The organism is Bradyrhizobium sp. AZCC 2262, from assembly GCF_036924535.1.
Taxonomy (GTDB): domain Bacteria; phylum Pseudomonadota; class Alphaproteobacteria; order Rhizobiales; family Xanthobacteraceae; genus Bradyrhizobium.
Genome location: NZ_JAZHRT010000001.1, coordinates 348,589 through 365,348, shown reverse-complemented (window position 1 = coordinate 365,348; position 16,760 = coordinate 348,589). Strand labels below are relative to the sequence as shown.

Genomic DNA, 16,760 nt, shown 5'->3' with positions numbered 1-16,760 from the left:
GGCAGAGAACGTCCGTGGCGCGACCCAACGGAACATTCTTCGGAAGCTGTGATTACGGGCCGGTCACCCTTAGATGGAGGGGCACGCGTCCCTTATCAGAGTCGATAATATAGAGCTGCAGCTTGGGCAAAATCTTCTCCATGGCTTCCAGATACAGTCGTGTCCTGGTGACGTCCGGTGCCTTTTCATACTCCTTCTGCAACGCCAAAAAACGGCTTGTCTCGCCGACGGCGTCGGCGACACGCTGTTGCTTGTAGGCCTCCGCCTCGCTCAACCGTGTGCGAGCCTCGCCCCGTGCCTTGGGAATAAGGTTGCTCGCGTAAGCGCGGGCTTCGTTGATCACTTTCTCGCGGTCGGCCATGGCGTTCGCAACGTCCTGGAACGCCTGGACAACCGATCTGTCGAGAGTCATTGTCATAATGCTCGCAGACACGATGCGAATGCCGCTGCGGCGACGGTCCAGGAGTTCCTGCGTCTCGGCTTTGACGCGTTCCTGCACGGCGACCCGCCCTCTGGTCAGTACCTCGTCGATGGGCATGCCAATGACCGTCTCGGTCAGCACCCCCTCGGCGACGGCCTCGACGTAGGCCGGTGCTTCCTCGATCTGAAAAAGGAATTCCGCCGGATCGCGGATGACGTATTGCAGAACAAGGGCAGCATTGACGATATTGGTGTCCCCGGTCAGCAACTCCATGCCGAAGGGCGCTGCCGATTCACCGCCGGGTATCGCAAATCCCACGCCGACTTTCTGCACGCTGGTCGTCTTGACGACGTCCAGGCGATCAACAGGCCAGGGGAAGCGGTAGTGCATGCCAGGGCCGACCTCGGCCTCGACGGCACCGAAACGGCGCACCACCGCGCGCTCGTCTGCTCCGACGATATAGATGCCCGAGGCCAGATGGGCTCCCAACAAAAGACCGAGGATGGCGAGGATCCAATAGCGATGGCGACGCCAAGCGAGGCGCGATAGTCCGGGATGCGACCGCGGTTCTATTCGGTGCGTCAGATCTTCTGCGGCATGATCTGCTTCTCGCCGCGTGTCGCCAAGGCGGGCCTGATCGGACGCGAGCGTCATCGGACCTCCTCCTCGCGTTTCTTGTTCTGCAGAAGACCGGCGCCGCTTGAAAATTCTCCAGGCGCCGGAGGGGACGGTCCGACCTGGCCCGGTTGCTTGTCGAAGTGCAGCATCCGCAGAGCGTCGGTGTCTGCGGGAAGGAAGATAGTCGTCTTGTCATCCAGCAACTTGTCGTAGGCCCGCAAGGTCCGGAGGAATTGGTAGAATCTCGGATCCTGCCCGAAGGCTGCAGCGAAGGTCCGCGAAGCCTCGGCATCGGCCTCGGCCTTGATGCGCTCGGCCTGTCCGGCAGCGTCGGAGTCGATGCGGCTCTTCTCGTGGTCGGCCTCCGCGATGATCCTCTTCGCCTCTACCTCACCCGCCGAGCGGTTTTCCTTGGCGATCTTGGCCCGCTCGGCCTTCATGCGTTCGAAGACGTGCTCCCGGTTCAGCTCCGGAGGGTAGAGGCGGCGGACATCGACGCTGACCACGTCGATGCCGTAAGCCGTTCGGGCGAAAGCGGCGGCGCGACGAAAGACTTCCGACGCCACGGCCTGGTAGTTGCGTTTTGCCGGGTCGGTGGAGATGAGGACGGATGCCGGATACCGGCCCATGACGGCGCCGATCTCCGCCAAGACGACATCGGAGAGACGCTGCTCGGCCGCAGCCGGGGTCGCGAGCGCGGCGAGAAAGCGTTCTGGGTCGACGATCCGCCATGTCACGAGGCTGTCGACGCCGAGGTTCTTCTTGTCAACCGTCAGAAATTCGGAAGGCGCCGGGCGAAAGAACAGGATGCGTTTGTCCAGCCGCACAACACGGTCAAATGGGGCAACGACGTGGAGGCCCGGCTCGGCAAGGACACGGACCACACGCCCAAAGCGGGTGACAAGTCCATATTCGGTGACGTCCAGGGCGAAGAACGAGGAAACAACAGCCCAGACCGTGAGCGCCGCCGTCAGTGCCGGCAGGGTACGCCGAAGCACGACGTTCGATCGTTTATTCGCCGTGGTGGATTGTTCCGCCATTCTCACCTGCCGACGCCTTCAGATCCTATCCGTTTGACCAATGGGCTTCGTCATCTCGCTCCCACCTGATCCGGCTGCTTCCTAAAGTCTCTTGATCCTCGCGAAGCCGGCCTCGCTACTTGCTTTGGCCCGAGCCGATGGGCTGCAGGAGCCAAATGTCGAAGTCTTTCACGTCGCCGGCACCGGGCCGCACAAACTTCCGCATACCCGGCAGAACGTCTTCGAGCGTTTCGAGCTGCAATCGGAATTTTGTAAGCGTAGGGGCGCGCTGGTAAGCTTCGAGCCGAAGCGCAAAGGCGTCCGCGCCGGCCTGCGCACCAGCGATCCGCTGCTCCTTGAAGGCCAGCGCGCCCTCAGTCATCGCCGCGGCCTCGCCCTTTGCCTGGTTAATCTTCTCCACTGCGAAGACGTTCGCCAGGTTGATCGTGCGCAGCTTGTCCTCCAGGGCGCTGGCGACGTCTCGGAAGGCGTTATGGACCTCGTCCGGCGGATGGTCATAGAGCAGGCTGACGGCAAGGACCTCGATTCCTGCCTGGTAGCGGTCCAGCATCGACTGGGCGGCCTCACGCGTCTCGCGTTCGATCTCCTCGCGCGCTGTGGTGTAGACCGCATCGATGGCGCGGGTCGCGACCGCACTCCGCAGCGCTGCCAGGATCGTGCTGCGCACGAGTGCCTTCGGTTCGGCGAGATGGTAGGCGAAGGCCAGCGCATCCTTGACCCGGTACTGGGCCGTGGACCTCAGGTCTATGAGGTTGCCGTCGCCGGTGAGCAGGAAGGAGTCGCCGGGCGTCGTCTCCTTCTGGAACCAGACCCCGCTCGCCGCCTGCTGCGGCAGGGGAATCGATCCGAAGGCCGGCCGGCTGCGAAGCTGCGCGCGCGTCGCCTCCTCCCGGGACAGCTCCGGTGGAAGTCCGAACTCGAGCCGCTGCGCCAGATTCTGCGCGATCAGACGGTGGTTCTCGAACGGCCAGGGCCATCTGAAGTGCAGCCCAGGCTCGAGATCCGACGCCAGGATCCGGCCGAACCGCAGTCTCATGCCGACCTCGCCGGGCCCAACTGTGAAGAGGCCGCTCCCGAGCCAGAGGACCGCCGCGCCGGCGGCGGCTGCGAACCCCAGACCGCGCGGGGTAACTGCGATTCCGGTCAGCTGCGCGGCTCGGTCGCGGAGCCAGACCCATTCGTTTGGAACGTGCGTCCGGCACATGCTGAGGATCAGCAGGCCGGTGAGCAGCACGGCGCCAGCTTCCTTGACGAGGTCCGGCACGAATCCGGCGGCCGTCCCGAATGTCGCGCGCGGATCAAGCCCCCAGGCGTGGTAAATCGCATTGAGGGCGAAACCCGCAGCGAGCGTCATGATGACGACCGCGACCAGATAGGCAGCCACTGCGTGGCGGCCCAGGACCTTCAGCAGCACGACGAGGCTGCCGATATTCGTGGCCGGTCCGGCGAGAAGGAAAACTAGAACGGCGCCTGGGCTCAAGCCTTTGAGAGCCAGCGCGGCCGCCATAGGCGTCGAGCAGGAAGCGCAAGTGTAAAGAGGGATGCTCAGGACAAGCATCAGCACCATCGAGGCGATTCCGCCGCCCCACATCCCGTCAAACAGCTGCGCCGGAATTGCGACGACCGCGACACCGGACAGAACGATACCCAGAACGAGCCACCAGCTCACGTCGTCGAGCAGCTCGACGAATCCGTAACGGATGATGCGCCTTGTCGTGTCAACTATGGTCCGGCTGGCGCCACGGTCCGGCAGCGAATTCGTCCCCTGGACATGGTCGTCGTGGTGATCGTGCCTATGCGCGTGATCATGTCCTCCGGGGGCGCCTGCGTGCTGGCATCGCTCGTCGCCTGCGGCCGGAGTCTTGGCGACCTCCTGCGGCGGCTCGGTCGCTTTGGAGCGCGGGGCGCCGAACAGATTCGTGGCGAGCCCGGCGGCAATCGCCGTTGCCACCCCGGCGATGGGGCGGAACACGGTCATGACCGGGTCGGTCAGCGCGTAGGTCAGGCTGATGCTGTCGACCCCGGTTTCCGGCGTCGCGACGAGGAACGCGACGGTGGCGCCCGGCGTCGCTCCCTGCTTGCGCAGCCCGAGCGCTGTTGGCAGGACGCCGCAAGAGCACAAGGGTATGGGCGCGCCGACGACCGATCCCCAGAGCACGGACTTGATCTTTCCAGTCCCGACCAGCCGGGTCAGCAGCCGGCCCGGCACGAGGATCCCGAGCATCCCGGCGAGCAGGAAGCCGAACAGGAGAAAGACCGAGGCCTCTTCCATGATTTCCCAGGTTTGCCGAAGGACGTCCAACAGAAAGCTGATCATCGTGATCCCCTTTTCGGGGCTGTGGAGTTCCTATACGTGCTTGCTGCACAACTGACAGGGACTGCAAAATCCGCCGCACTAGCGCCGCGGCGATGCCTTGCGCAGACACCGCCGGCGACGCGTGTGCGTTACCGCGGCAGATATTTCTTGTTCAATGCGCAGGCCACGGAGTACTGCGGGTCGACGACGTTCGCGATATAAAGATGAGCCGCCTGACCAAGCATTTGAACGGCATCGTACCGCTCAAAGCCGTAGTCGCTCGTAAGCCAGTCGACCATGTCGACGCAGGCGAGCCGAAGGGCGTCGATCAGAGGCCGCGTGCTGCCGATCGACATGATCTCATTGTCATTAATCAGGCGCGGCCAGTTGATTTTCTTGCCCTTGATCAGGTTGACCGTGAACCTGACGTTGAACGGCGTCTCGATCGCAGCACCGTGGATCTCCCCATCGCCCTGGGCGGAGTGCCCATCGCCCAGCATGAACAACGCGCCCGGTTCGAAAACCGGGAATTGCATGGTGACTCCTGCGACGACCTCGTTGAAGTCCATATTCGCGCCATGCGGCCCGGGAATCAGCGAGCTGATGCACTCCTTCCCTGCCGGAGCCGTGCCGATGGTGCCAAAGAACGGCCTGAGCGGTACCTCGGCTTTGCCGATCTTGCTGTTCGGCATGTCCAGAATGGCGACCTTGCGGTTCTTGTCGAGACGCCAGATGAACAGACGGTCGGGGGCAGCCGGCGTTACCATCGCAGTCTTGTATTCCGGCGCGAGCAGCCCGAAGTACGGAATTGAAGCACCCCATCCCCAATCGCGGTTGGGCTCGATGCTGTCGATATGGACCTCCAGCGTGTCACCGGGCTCGGCGCCTTCGACGTAAAACGGACCGGTCTGCGGATTGACCTTGGTGAGGTCCAACTTTGGCATCACCGTCTTGTCGGAGATGGAGAACGCATCGTTGGAAGCGTCACGCGTACTGGTGATAACCGAGTCCCCGGACCTGATGCGCATGGCCGGCGGATGGGAATGGCAGTAGGTGAAATAAACCTTGTCGCCCGGATCGTACCTCACTTCGGCCGCCACAGCCGGCCGGGCAAGCGAAAGCCCGGCAATCGACAGCAGCAGCGCGGCCGGCATGAATCGCAACGTCTTTGTCGGTGCTCGATAGTTCGCAGGCATGTTCATGACCTCCCTAGGATCATTTGGCTCATTTCATGTGCTCACTCGATCCTTTGTTTCCTCCTCTGGAACCCCATCTACTGCCTCGGCAAATCCCCGCGGATGCCATCGCTCCCCGGAGCACCGCCGTTGAAATAGTCGCTGTCCAGGAGCACGCCGAACAGTGGGGAATCCGCAGGCAGCACCATGGTCGTGCTTTTTCGCGCGAAGTTTCGCGACGCCTCCATGGCACGCAGGAACGCGTAGAATTCGGGCGCCCGGCTCAGCGCGTTCGCATAGATGCGCGCCGCCTCCCCGTCCCCCTCGCCGCGGCGCTGTTGCGAGAACTCGATCGCCCTCGCGAGTATCCGCGCCTTCTGCTCCTCCGCCGCGGCTCGCACCTTCAGCCCCGCCTCCTCGCCCTCCGAGCGATACAGCATGCTGATGCGGCCGCGTTCGGATTTCATTCTGGCGTAAAGGCGGGACCGGTTCTGCTTGGGAAAATCGAAGCCGCGCAGCTGGACATCGAGGACTCCGATGCCGTAGTCCCGCAGCGCCACGGCGTCACACCGACGAGCAATCTCGGCGACGATGGCATCCGCTCGGTAGGCTGCGGCATCCATCGAGACAAACGCGACCAAACGATTGTTCCCGATAGCGGCCCCCAACTCTGCGGATAGGATGTCGCCGAGTCTCGATTCGGCGGTCCTTCTGTCGACGACCGTTTCAAAATACCGCTTCGGATCGGCCACCCGCCACAAGATCGTGCCGGATGCTACGACTGGCGTTTTCTCAAGGGTCAGGAATTCGCTCGGCGGCGCAGCGTAGATGAACAGGCGATGGTCGAACGTCCGGACGCTCTGCAAGGGATGCTTGAACCCCAGCCCTGGCGCAGTGATCACCTGCGTCGGCTTGCCGAACTCCGTGACGATCGCGTAGTCCGCGCTGTCAACGGTGAAAAAGCAAAGGCTACCGACTGCAGCGACCAAGCCAAGCGCAGCGATCGCCGCCAGGGCGCGCCGATACGGCCACCTGTCGGATACCACTGCGTTATCACGAGATCGAACCATGGCCCGTCCGTCCCGCTGGTCTACTTCAGCGTTGGGCTGTTCGCCTCGGCGTGACGGCACCGCGGCGGGCGCCTCGACATGATCAGGATTTAGGAAGTTTGCACCAATGCCCCATCGAGGGCAAGAGACGGTGATCCGTGTTTTGCGCCCGTGGCGCTGGCGGGATATACCACGGCGGACACGCCCGACCCGCGTGTATGCTTACTGCGCGCCATGTCTCGCGAATCTACGCCTTTCTGTGGCCTGCACCCCGCGGTACGATGCTTACGCGACGAAGGTGATCGTACGCAGCGCCCGTGCAGGGCCGCAGATCCAGCGAGGTGTCCACACACCTCCGTCAGGCAGCTCGAGGCCGACATCCGTACCTTCATCGATCTGCACAACACAAACCCTAAGCCCTTCAAATGGACCAAGTCCGCAGGCCAGATTTTAGCTTCCATCAAACGCTTCTGCCATCCCAAGTCCACAGCGGGGATAGGGAAGAAGTGGAGAAAAGTTGACTGCCCTCCGCTACCCGCCGTTAGCGCCGCCGTCTCTCCGCCGGCGATAAACAGCCCCTCTCCGGCTTTGAGCATTTTGGCCGCGCCACCGAGCGAGACCTCGGTCGACCCTGACATCTGGTAGAGGATGTCGTTGGCCGCCGAGACGCCGCTCCACTCGTCCGGCTGAAGAGTGATACTCATCGCTTTGAAATGGAGCGGCACGTCTGTAACGGTCCGCAGTTTGGTTGCGGCGATCACCGTTCGTGTAGTTGCCGATGGAGCAGGAGTGTTTGTGCGGTCCCGGAGGCGGGAAGCGCCATCGCGCCGAGCAACAGTAGTCCGGTTGTCCTGAACTGCATGATTGCCTCACAGGTTCAGCGGATAATCGGAGCACCCTACGCTCTCCCAACGCCTCTTGGAATGACAGGCCGCTTCGAGCTGCTATTGGCCGGAAGCCGGGAGCAAAGGTCGAGCGAAACTGAGTTCGTGGCCATCGGGGTCAATTAGGTGGAAGAAGCGCTCACCCCATTCGGCATCGCGGGGCACGGTAGCTGGCTGGTATCCCGCTGCGAGTGCACGGTCGTAAAGTGCGTCAACATCGGTGACGTAGAAGATGACCCGACCCCACCAGGACCAGCGTCGTTCGGCTGGTTGGACGATGAGGTTGAGATAGCTTGTCCCTGCTCGAAAGCTGGTGAATGACGAATCTTCGCCGCCATGCAGGATCTCGAACCCCAGCGTGCGGTAGAATCGGACGGCTCGTGGCATTTCGTGGGTGCCGAGTGTGGCCGCGCTGATCCCCTCGATCATGGACAGAACTCTCCCGTTTCATTTCCCCGCGCCGTTGCCACAGGCCCCAGACTGGCAACTGGCGGCGGACGCCCACCGCATCGGGCGGAAGCTTCCGGTTTCGCAATTTCCGCGGGGCGCTCACCTTCCTTCCAAATATCTGCGAATTAACTCGCGTTTGCGATCCCTCAGGCGCATATTCAGACAATCACCGCTCCGCCTCCTAGGCACTACCGGTGACAGAGAGTGTTGCGCTCCCGCCTGTTCGAGGGAAGCATCATGCCCCAATCTCAACGCCTCTCGTCCGTCATTCCATTCGCTGCAATCGAGCGCCCCGCCTGTCCGAAGTGCAAGGCCCAGATGATGCTCGTCAGCATCGAGCCAGCACGCGCCCGGAGCGTCGACTTGCAAACGTTTGAATGCGCTGTCTGCAATCAGGTACTTACGACCTTTGTCGCGTATGAAGACCCCATGACGTCCAAGGGTCTTGGACGCTGGCTTCAAGGCGATTTGCACCCACCGAAGTAAGGCCGGCCGGCGTGAAACGGCGAGCTACTGTCCGGCGAGTTGGTCGGGCATCTAAACGGCGCGCACGGCACCGAGAAGCGGCTCGATCGATTGGCTGACAGATTGTTCCCCGGCAGAGGCAGATCTCGCCAAATCTGACTGCTGAAGGCGCAGGGAAAATGATCCCGATCAAATCGACCGGTCGAACGCTAACCGAGATGCAAGAACTGGAGGCGATGGCCGCGGAGTTGCTAAAGACTGCCCGCAAGCTCCCTCCGGGGCCGGTACGCCACGATCTCCTTAAGGAGATCAGGAAATTCCGTGCTCGGATCATCGCGCTGAAGGCGAAGGGGAAATGATCGGCCTTGTCCAGCGGGTCAAAAGTTCCCAAGGTCAATTAAACTAACCCGGCCTCGGTAACCGTGCCGCTTATCCGTGATCTTTCGAGCCTCAATGAGCGTTGCCGACAGCACGGCTATCCGCGCTGCCGACGTTGCTTCTGACGAACAAACGGCACCTACGCATCCTGCGACATGCGAAACATCATTGGCAGATTCCACTGAGGGCTGAAAAAAGCCCGCGACGCGACCGAACGGCAATGATCAGGGGTTTCTCGCGTCCTATTTTGAATTCGTAGACAGCAATTTCATAAACGAGCCGCGACCCAACGTAGCCAAGGGTCACGAACGCGTTTTCTTGCGAACCCTTTTGAGCAACTTCCCAACGATTTGCAACGGACAACGCATCGCCGATAGCATTGCCGGTTTCTTTGTCGATCGATACGTGGCGTTTAAAAGATGCACTCGGCGCGGGCCGAACAAGTCCCTCGTCATTTACCCGCACCCATTCCTTAATTTCACACGAATAGACCTCGGCCACGGCTCCGATCGGGCACATAGCAATGGCTGCCATAGCGGCTGCAAATGTGGTGTTGAGTTTCAATCAAATCACTTTCCGAACTGGCTTGTTATTCTCCCTTAGCGGCACCAGAATCCATTATCGCAAGCATTGCAGTGGCAAGGTTACCGTCGTGCGTACTCCCGTGCAATAATCAGCACTCGCGTTGGACACGCATTGAAAAAGTGTGCCACGTGACGACCACAAAAGTGCTAACCGGGGGTTGCGGTTTTTTCCTCGGATCAGCTATCGCTCAAGCGCCGTCAACAGCGACTAGGGGGCGAACATGTACGAAGTTCTGATATTGCTGGTTCTGGTAAATTTGGGCTTCACCAGCTACATCTGGAGAACGGTCAGGCGTGGCCCTAAGCGGAAATTTCTAGGTAAGCTGCTAAATGGCAAGCCCATCACGCCCAATCATACACCGTCTTCGTTACGAAACGGCATCGAGCAACGAATCACCGACGGGGATCGACGGTTCTTCTCCGATTTCGAGATGTTTGCCGACGCTCTAAACCACAGGTTCGAGCCAAACGAGCCGTGGCGGTTGCAAGAACGACCTAACGCTGAACTCACAGGCCGCGAGGAACCGGAGTACGGTCGTCGCTACGAGATTTTCTATAACGAATATAGCGTTGGAAATCTGCAGATTTTTGCGACCCATCACTACGGCCCCGCTGATCCACAGGTCGGAACCGAAATCGAGTTGCAGTACGCTCGATTGCTGCCGTTTGGCGAAATCAACAGGTTCATTTCTGCTATCGCTAACTTCACGGCATCAGGAAATGCAGAAGAAGCTCAGCGCGTAAAAAATACGATTCATGAAACGATGCTCGATGAGCTTTGGCAGCATGAGTTCGACCCCGACCTAGATAGCCGGAATAGCGGCGGATCAATCGAGCTTCGGTTTGATGGATCGGCGGCGGCTTTTTTGAGGACCTCAACAAACCGGAAAGCCCGCTCGATCTGACAGTACATCCGAGCCAACCGGCTTCAAAAACCGACATCGTCGCTTTCGGCCTTGGAATCTAAAAGCTCGGTGATCAGAAACAGGTCACGGAACGTCCGAACCTGGCGAGTACTCGAGTCCGGTTGTGGCACGTCTCGGACATGGCCCAATGTCCGACTCGAGTTCGCTTCCGGGGGAAGAGCGGAAGATGGATTTCGGGGCCGTCAGGTCCGTTGATGACCCAGAGCGACCAACTTGGGGATGCGGCCAAGCTTCCTTATGGCCACCCAACGGGAGATTTTGAGCTAGGCTAGGAGACACGGTTCCGACTGCCAAGTACTCACGCGAGGAGCGCAAGTGCATTCCCTATCCTTCAATGCGACACACAGCGGGAGGATTGGTGATGGAGCGCATAGCGATCGTGAGCATTCTAACCGCCCTGCTAGTCCCGTTTACGGCTGCAAGAGCGACTGAGGATGGCGACTATAAGAAGATTTGTCGCGTGAGCGACAATCTGGAAGTGCTCGCCGACAGCGACGATGCAAACTCATGCAGACAAATTTCAGTCGGCTCCCAGGCGCAAGAATATCAAATTGGACGCCGTGACAGTGACAACAACGGCACCATTATCGTTACCACACCCTTCGGCATAACCGACAAAGCAGCCAGGGTAACGACTTCAAAACTAGCAGCGAACACGCAAAACACGGCCACCCCGGAACAATTGCGAAATGCGCAAAGGCTTCGGGGAGTCGGTAGCTCCAGGAACATCTGAGCGCGGATCCCAGATGAAACCGCTCTCAAGCAGCGATCGGCGTGATGTCGCTTATTGGGCACTTAGCCGACGTTGGCAGGTGATCTAATGTCCGCTTGCGGCGCCATAACCGGTCGTTCGCATCGATCTGCGTCGCTGATTTCAGTTCGCACCAACGGCGGCTCTCGGCTACCCGAAATCCAGCACTTTTGGTGAGGCACGAAGCGCTCTGTTAGGAAGTAACCAGTGATGGGTAGGCTGCCGGCGTCATATCAACGAAGATGTGTTTCAGTCGTATCGCACGTGCTCGCTTCTGGGCGAGCGCTCCTTCGAGGATCGCGAGCGACAGTGCGTGCGCGGTGGTCGCGCACCGATCGCCAGACAAGCCCTTGTTTCCGGTCTTGCAAAAACGTTGAACAACTGTTATGTTTTGTTCAACAATGGAGGTTGCCATGGCTGTGCGGACCCGCACGTCGACAGAGACCGAGGAGCACATTGCGCTTAAGCGCAACCGGCTCGTGCTCGAGCAAGCGCGCGCCGTCGGGTTGCTCGGTGAGGCCAAGAACACGCGCTTGTCCGGCCGCGTACCGGCAGGCCTGATCGAAGCGGCAAAGAAGCGGGCTCACGTATCTTCCGATACCGAACTTCTAGAGCTCGCGTTGTCGCGTTTGGCGCTCGAAGACGATTTCGGCGCGCGTCTTGTTCGGCGCAAGGGAAGCGTCCCGGCAGATATCGATCTTGCCATTTGATCTCCAGGGAACGCGGCGGAGGCTGAAGCCGCACAAGCGTTTGGAGCGGTTGACGCGACGAGCAGATTCCGAGCTTGCCTGGGCATCCGACGAGCCGCTCATCGGCGGCGCGCTGATTCTCGATACCGGCGTTTATCTCGATGTCTTGCAGGCGCGCACGCCGGACGCCGTCGATGAATTGCTGACATATCGGGTCTGCTACCACTCGGCCGTCTGCCTTGCCGAACTAACGCATGTATTCGGGCGGCTCGATCCGGCTCACCACTCAACGAGTGGGGTTCTGCAATCGGTGCGGGATGTGATTGAAGACATTCCGCGGCATCGCTTGCAAGCTCCGGATTCGGCGACGTGGGGCGAAGCGGGGATGCTTGCGGGCGAGCTCTTTCGTCTCAGCGGCGCGCCGAAGGGTGCGGGTCGTGAGCGGAAATACCTCAACGATGCGCTCATCTATCTTCAGGCGCGGGGTATCGGTGCCAGCGTATTGACAGGGAATGTCGGCGACTTCGACTTCCTGAACCAACTTGTTCCGGGAGTTCCGATCATTCTGTATCGGCAGGCGTGAGCCAATGCCCGCAGCCGCTCAGAAAATTCCCGCCGTGCCGCAAGAACTCCGGGTAGCGAAGGATTACGCTAATTGGCACTTAGCCGACCTCCGCGTTTCGGCGAACGTCCGCTTCGCAGCCAGAAGCGGTCCATAACGGTCGCGATATTCGCAGCCTCCACCACCTCGATAAACGAGACAGAACGCCGCCTCGGAGGTAGCGCAACTGAGGCCTTGAAGGCTGCATTCAGTCGTACCCGTCCTCCTGGTGGCCGCGTTCCAGGATGACAGACGTGTGCCGACCAATGTGACAGGAGAAACGGTTATGACGGACGAAGTTTTGAACTCGGTTGGACGCCGCAGCCTCCTGGTGGGACTAGGCGTGGTGGCTGCTGGCGCTGTCACAGCAACGCCGGTCGGGCGAGGGGCACTTGCAGACGATCAGGGAAGCAAAATGAACGCTCCGGTGCCGTCGATCTGCGCTTTCGACGTCAACGAGACGTTGCTTGATATCGAATTCATGGCACCGCTGTTTCAACGACTATTTGGCGATCGGAAGGTCGTGCGCGAGTGGTTCGGACAGCTCATCCTCTATTCGAACGCCATAACCTTGTCTGGCCCTTACACGACGTTCTTCACCTTGGGACAAGGCATCTTGAAGATGCTGGGCTCGATTCACAACGTCTCGATTACCGAGGCAGACATTGAAGAACTGAGAACACGAATGCTCACAATGCCGGCGCATGCCGATGTGCCGGCAGGGCTGAAGCAGCTGAAGGACGCGGGGTTTCGTCTGGTGACCTGCACCAACTCGCCCCCCGATCCGCACAGTAGCCCGCTAAAGCACGCAGGCCTCGATGGTTGGTTTGAAGCGTCGTTCAGCATCGATCGCGTTCGTCGCTTCAAACCTGCCCCGCAGGTGTACCACATGGTCGCCGAAGAATTGAATGTACCGCCGTCCGCAATTTGTATGGTGGCAGCGCACGTGTGGGACACGATCGGCGCGCAAAGCGTTGGCTGCTCGGGAGCGCTCATTGCCAGACCCGGCAATGCTCCGCTGCCCGTGCATGGGCTGCCCCAGCCACAGGTTATCGCTCCGGATCTCCCGGGGATCGCTACCCAGATGATCAAGCTTTGGCGTTAATCGTCTTCTTACCAACTGTGGGGTGATGGTACGGCCATTGACGTAATTTAAGCTTTCGCTACGAATGGTCGGCCTTCCGGTCTAAGAGGTGACGGTTGGGACTTGAACGGCTGCGATTGGGCTCGCGTCCAACTTTTCCTTCCACGCCTTCCAGCGCCGCGTAGTTTTATCGGCCGTGTATGTACCGCTCTTCGATCGATCTCTCCCTCGATGCGAAACTCCAACTTATTCGTCGCGCTCGGCTGCTGCAGGTCTTGCTCGATTGGAATAGAGCCCCCTATGGGGTGACTTTGGAACGGAGAAAGATCACCTTTTCGACGTGATCCAACACGGGGCGTTTTTCCGGTTTTAGCTTTGACATTGTCCAAATAAGCCTGGAGCGACATGGCACACTCCTTTGCAAACTGTCAGTGATCAGTCTCGGCTCAGCGGGATGAGTGCACGAAGTCGCTCGTCCCGTAGATAGAGCCCGCCCCAGACGAGGATGCCGAAATAGACGCCGAACAGGACTGAGCTGATCAGCGGATCCTCTATTCGCACCTTGCTGGCGACAGCGCCGCCAAGATATGCCGTGAGCAAGATCGCACCCAAGATCGACGTTCGCGGAATCGCGTACAGCATCGTGCACGCGAGACAGATGATCCCAAGCGGGCGGATGACATCTAAGGGATATCCAATCTTAGTCGTTGCCTCGACGACATGCTGTTCCAGCACAAGCTTCGACACACTATCGAAGAGCAGAAACGCGATCATGAGTCCGGTCATGCCCCAACCGGTCCACTGCATCCATTTCGGGCGTCCAGAGACTTGAAATTGCAGCCCCATGAGGTTGGCTCCGGTGTGAGGTTGATGAACTGATTCAGCCATAGTCTTGAACTCCTTGGAGGGTCTCGAGGTGCGCCGCCATACGATCCGTCCCCATGCTGATCATTTGGCCGAATCCCATCTTGGCGGACAAATCGCGATCAGCGATGGAATCAAACAGCGTGACCAACTTCCACCGCGTTCGCTGTCCGCGAGCTTCTAGTGTAACGGTGTTGACCGAAGTCGGCGGAGGGGGATTACGATTGGGATCTTTGATCGTTCGCCACACCAGGCGTTCCGGATCGACGATCTCTTCGAAGACGCTGTCGATCGTGTAGCGCGTGCCGTTGGGCGCCTGCATGACGTGATGCCAAGCACCGCCCGGCCGCAGATCCATCTCGCAGACTGGATTGGTAAAGCCGGGCCCGCCGTACCACACCGCGACTTGCTTGGGGTCCGTGATGGCCTTCCACACCAGTTCGCGCGGCGCATCGAAGTCGCGCGTGATGACGATGACTGGCCTGTCAACGGCGCCGACGTCGATGATCGCTGTCATTCTTTGTTTCCTTCTTTCATCGTGGGTGCGCGTCGCGCTCGCTGCGAACGGTCTCGTTTCTTTCCGGTATTCTGCATTTGCAGCACGCGCAGATGCTCAGCGAGGCTGTCGAGGCTCCTGTCCCAGAAGCGCCGGTAGTCCTCGAGCCATTCGAAAACCTCCTGCAGCGGTCCTGCCTCGAGATGGCGGGGACGCCATTGCGATTGACGGCCCTGCGAGACCAGGCCGGCCGCTTCCAGCACCTTGAGATGCTTGGAAACCGCCGCAACGCTCATGTCATACGGCTCTGCGAGTTCCTTCACAGTCGCATCGCCTGTCGCTAAGCGCGCGAGGACGCCGCGGCGCGTAGGATCTGCAAGCGCGAAAAACACTGAGCTCAGACGATCTTGGACCATAATAAACCATATAGTTGTCAACCTATAGGTTATATACCTATCCCAATCCGGCCTTCCGCTCAAGCGCTTTTTTTTGCGGGCGGCGACGGCGCGCGCGTTCGTGGAAGGCTGCTTCGCCTCCTCGCAGGAATTGCAGGCAGTCGTTCGGATTGCGGTATCCTTGAGGCCGCCGGAGGCGTAGGTGATTGCGGGCATACCACCACCCGTATGTTGCATTGCGTGCGCGGATAGCTGGACTTCCCACCCATTCTCATTTCGCTGACCACATAACTCGGTCATGTCACTTCACGACTGCCTGGATCGCCAGAAATAGACTAATCGTAGACAGGGATGATCGCAGTGCATCTGGCTTATGCCGGACAATCGAAGTCTGTCTCGTGACCTACTCATAAGACATGCTGAGAGAGCGCCTCAATAGCACTGCATGATCATCCAGCATCGATCGAATCGACGGGCAATCAGATCTTGCTTGCGTGCGGACAGGTAAAGCCGCCCCAAGTCCCCCCACTCCATTCCCACTTCGATGTCGCTATCGATCTGCAAGATGAGCTGCCAGTCAGCTGCTATCGCAGGAGCATCTCCGGTAAGTCTCGCGCACTCCACTTCCACCGGCTTCTGGATCGAAAAGGCAGTGCCACCGACCTGGTGGATCATCTCACCCTGCTCGCCGAAAACGTCGGGATGTCGGGCATACAGGTCATCCCAGAATTGGTGATAGGCAGAGAATGCAGGCCCATTGGGGGACCACGCACCGGGCTCTTCAGCTCTTAGGCGACCTAACTCGCGGGATTGCAGCGGTGGAGGCAACAGCCAGGCGGTCGGCCGCAACATGCGCGGCTTGAAAACGTAGCCGCGCGGCATCACTTCCCTTGCCTCGGGCCGATCGAACTCCTCGGGAGAGCGTCTGCGTTGCAAGCGCTCGACCGGCTGCGCCGTGAAGACCGCGCGGGCCCGCGCCTGATCATCTTCCTTGCCCCACGGCCAATCGAAGGGATCGCAGAACAGCATTAGCCGCCCGGCAGACGGGAAGCCATCCAAGGCGTGCACGGCATGAAGCTCGGCAAAGTCGATCTGGGCAACGAAGCTCATTGGCCAAGCGCGGTTGCGGATGTCCCTTTCGGCTTGGCGCGAGCGTTTCCATCCCTCTGACGATCGTTTCCATCGCTGCGTCTGGAAGAGCCGGTGCAGCCAATGGCGGGGGCCAAGCAGAACACGGCCCGGCATCGGACCGGTCCAATCCGATTTCGATTCAAACACCGGCCGCCGCGGCCAATCAACATCCGATGGCATGTCAGGCAAACCGCCCAGGCGGCTTGTGCCCAACGGCGCGTTCGCCGCTTCTTCAACCGGTCCCGGAACCAGAATGATGCAGTGTCTCGCCAACTGGGCGAGCCGTGCGGCCCATTCATCCAACCCGGCCTCCCGAAGGGCGGCCTCCAGTTCTGATCTTGACCACATTGTTATTCCCCGTGGCACTGCACCGACCCGCTCCGCATCACTCATCTAAGACGGCGCCAGCGGCGCATTCTCGACTTGACGCTCGTCGAAAAAGGAACCGGGATCTCGATTGATA

Annotated in this window: 17 protein-coding genes and 2 pseudogenes; 7 read left to right on the top strand and 12 right to left on the bottom strand. The window is 60.1% G+C overall.

Annotated elements, in window-relative coordinates; genetic code table 11:
• Positions 1-52: 52 nt before the first annotated feature.
• From hflK (V1283_RS01715) to hflC (V1283_RS01695), 6 genes and pseudogenes are all read right to left on the bottom strand, one after another.
• On the bottom strand, positions 53-1,075 hold the full coding sequence (gene hflK, locus V1283_RS01715) for an FtsH protease activity modulator HflK (RefSeq protein WP_334384716.1): 1,023 nt from the start codon (positions 1,073-1,075) through the stop codon (positions 53-55).
• Positions 1,072-2,079, bottom strand: a complete 1,008-nt coding sequence (hflC, locus tag V1283_RS01710) for a protease modulator HflC (RefSeq protein WP_334384715.1) — start codon at positions 2,077-2,079, stop codon at positions 1,072-1,074. Before hflC (V1283_RS01710) ends, hflK (V1283_RS01715) begins: the two co-directional genes overlap by 4 nt.
• A gap of 115 nt (positions 2,080-2,194) precedes the next feature.
• A complete protein-coding gene (gene hflK / locus V1283_RS44540; protein ID WP_442895838.1) occupies positions 2,195-3,283 on the bottom strand; it encodes an FtsH protease activity modulator HflK in 1,089 nt (362 codons plus the stop codon).
• Between the two features lie 66 nt (positions 3,284-3,349).
• Positions 3,350-4,303, bottom strand: a pseudogene (locus V1283_RS44535) (SO_0444 family Cu/Zn efflux transporter); the annotation flags it as partial.
• Positions 4,304-4,524: 221 nt separating this feature from the next.
• Positions 4,525-5,571: an acetamidase/formamidase family protein gene (locus tag V1283_RS01700; protein ID WP_334384712.1), complete on the bottom strand. Its 1,047-nt coding sequence runs from the start codon at positions 5,569-5,571 to the stop codon at positions 4,525-4,527.
• A gap of 77 nt (positions 5,572-5,648) precedes the next feature.
• Entirely contained in the window at positions 5,649-6,539 is an 891-nt protein-coding gene (gene hflC, locus V1283_RS01695) for a protease modulator HflC (protein ID WP_334384711.1), read from the bottom strand.
• Positions 6,540-6,927: 388 nt separating this feature from the next.
• Between hflC (V1283_RS01695) and V1283_RS01690 the strand changes: the two are divergent.
• Positions 6,928-7,076 (top strand): annotated as a pseudogene (locus tag V1283_RS01690) (IS630 family transposase); the annotation flags it as partial.
• Positions 7,077-7,543: 467 nt separating this feature from the next.
• On the opposite strand, the gene V1283_RS01685 reads toward V1283_RS01690, so the two are convergent.
• Positions 7,544-7,912, bottom strand: a complete 369-nt coding sequence (locus tag V1283_RS01685) for a VOC family protein (RefSeq protein WP_334384710.1) — start codon at positions 7,910-7,912, stop codon at positions 7,544-7,546.
• A 665-nt stretch (positions 7,913-8,577) separates the two neighbouring features.
• Between V1283_RS01685 and V1283_RS01680 the strand changes: the two genes are divergently transcribed.
• On the top strand, positions 8,578-8,757 hold the full coding sequence (locus V1283_RS01680) for a hypothetical protein (protein ID WP_334384709.1): 180 nt from the start codon (positions 8,578-8,580) through the stop codon (positions 8,755-8,757).
• A gap of 184 nt (positions 8,758-8,941) precedes the next feature.
• On the opposite strand, the gene V1283_RS01675 is transcribed toward V1283_RS01680, so the two are convergent.
• A complete protein-coding gene (locus tag V1283_RS01675) occupies positions 8,942-9,340 on the bottom strand; it encodes a hypothetical protein (protein ID WP_334384708.1) in 399 nt (132 codons plus the stop codon).
• A 241-nt stretch (positions 9,341-9,581) separates the two neighbouring features.
• On the opposite strand from V1283_RS01675, the gene V1283_RS01670 reads away from it, so the two are divergent.
• From V1283_RS01670 to V1283_RS01650, 5 genes are all read left to right on the top strand, one after another.
• Positions 9,582-10,265 carry a hypothetical protein gene (locus V1283_RS01670; protein WP_334384707.1) on the top strand — a complete coding sequence of 228 codons (684 nt, stop codon included), beginning with the start codon at positions 9,582-9,584 and terminating at the stop codon, positions 10,263-10,265.
• A gap of 481 nt (positions 10,266-10,746) precedes the next feature.
• Positions 10,747-11,019 (top strand): hypothetical protein, encoded by a 273-nt coding sequence (locus V1283_RS01665; RefSeq protein ID WP_334384706.1) that lies wholly within the window; start codon positions 10,747-10,749, stop codon positions 11,017-11,019.
• A gap of 431 nt (positions 11,020-11,450) precedes the next feature.
• Positions 11,451-11,747 carry a hypothetical protein gene (locus tag V1283_RS01660; protein WP_334384705.1) on the top strand — a complete coding sequence of 99 codons (297 nt, stop codon included), beginning with the start codon at positions 11,451-11,453 and terminating at the stop codon, positions 11,745-11,747.
• Positions 11,737-12,309, top strand: a complete 573-nt coding sequence (locus tag V1283_RS01655) for a type II toxin-antitoxin system VapC family toxin (RefSeq protein ID WP_334384704.1) — start codon at positions 11,737-11,739, stop codon at positions 12,307-12,309. The genes V1283_RS01660 and V1283_RS01655 overlap by 11 nt, the downstream gene beginning before the upstream one ends.
• A 304-nt stretch (positions 12,310-12,613) precedes the next feature.
• On the top strand, positions 12,614-13,432 hold the full coding sequence (locus V1283_RS01650; RefSeq protein WP_334384703.1) for a haloacid dehalogenase type II: 819 nt from the start codon (positions 12,614-12,616) through the stop codon (positions 13,430-13,432).
• Between the two features lie 414 nt (positions 13,433-13,846).
• On the opposite strand, the gene V1283_RS01645 is transcribed toward V1283_RS01650, so the two are convergent.
• From V1283_RS01645 to V1283_RS01630, 4 genes are all read right to left on the bottom strand, one after another.
• Positions 13,847-14,257: a DoxX family protein gene (locus V1283_RS01645; protein ID WP_334392933.1), complete on the bottom strand. Its 411-nt coding sequence runs from the start codon at positions 14,255-14,257 to the stop codon at positions 13,847-13,849.
• A 34-nt stretch (positions 14,258-14,291) separates the two neighbouring features.
• A complete protein-coding gene (locus V1283_RS01640) occupies positions 14,292-14,792 on the bottom strand; it encodes an SRPBCC domain-containing protein (protein WP_334384702.1) in 501 nt (166 codons plus the stop codon).
• Positions 14,789-15,382, bottom strand: a complete 594-nt coding sequence (locus tag V1283_RS01635; protein WP_442895690.1) for an ArsR/SmtB family transcription factor — start codon at positions 15,380-15,382, stop codon at positions 14,789-14,791. Before V1283_RS01635 ends, V1283_RS01640 begins: the two co-directional genes overlap by 4 nt.
• Positions 15,383-15,598: 216 nt before the next feature.
• The gene (locus V1283_RS01630) at positions 15,599-16,600 is read right to left on the bottom strand and encodes a YwqG family protein (protein ID WP_334384701.1); all 1,002 of its coding nucleotides are present in this window, start codon (positions 16,598-16,600) and stop codon (positions 15,599-15,601) included.
• Between the last annotated feature and the right edge of the window lie 160 nt (positions 16,601-16,760).

Coding starts and splice junctions, on each gene's coding strand:
- hflK (WP_334384716.1), bottom strand. CDS start 1,075: ATGACGCTCGCGTCCGATCAGGCCCGCCTTGGCGACACGCGGCGAGAA.
- hflC (WP_334384715.1), bottom strand. CDS start 2,079: ATGGCGGAACAATCCACCACGGCGAATAAACGATCGAACGTCGTGCTT.
- hflK (WP_442895838.1), bottom strand. CDS start 3,283: ATGTGCCGGACGCACGTTCCAAACGAATGGGTCTGGCTCCGCGACCGA.
- V1283_RS01700 (WP_334384712.1), bottom strand. CDS start 5,571: ATGCCTGCGAACTATCGAGCACCGACAAAGACGTTGCGATTCATGCCG.
- V1283_RS01685 (WP_334384710.1), bottom strand. CDS start 7,912: ATGATCGAGGGGATCAGCGCGGCCACACTCGGCACCCACGAAATGCCA.
- V1283_RS01680 (WP_334384709.1), top strand. CDS start 8,578: ATGATCCCGATCAAATCGACCGGTCGAACGCTAACCGAGATGCAAGAA.
- V1283_RS01670 (WP_334384707.1), top strand. CDS start 9,582: ATGTACGAAGTTCTGATATTGCTGGTTCTGGTAAATTTGGGCTTCACC.
- V1283_RS01660 (WP_334384705.1), top strand. CDS start 11,451: ATGGCTGTGCGGACCCGCACGTCGACAGAGACCGAGGAGCACATTGCG.
- V1283_RS01650 (WP_334384703.1), top strand. CDS start 12,614: ATGACGGACGAAGTTTTGAACTCGGTTGGACGCCGCAGCCTCCTGGTG.
- V1283_RS01645 (WP_334392933.1), bottom strand. CDS start 14,257: ATGGGGCTGCAATTTCAAGTCTCTGGACGCCCGAAATGGATGCAGTGG.
- V1283_RS01640 (WP_334384702.1), bottom strand. CDS start 14,792: ATGACAGCGATCATCGACGTCGGCGCCGTTGACAGGCCAGTCATCGTC.
- V1283_RS01635 (WP_442895690.1), bottom strand. CDS start 15,382: ATGCCCGCAATCACCTACGCCTCCGGCGGCCTCAAGGATACCGCAATC.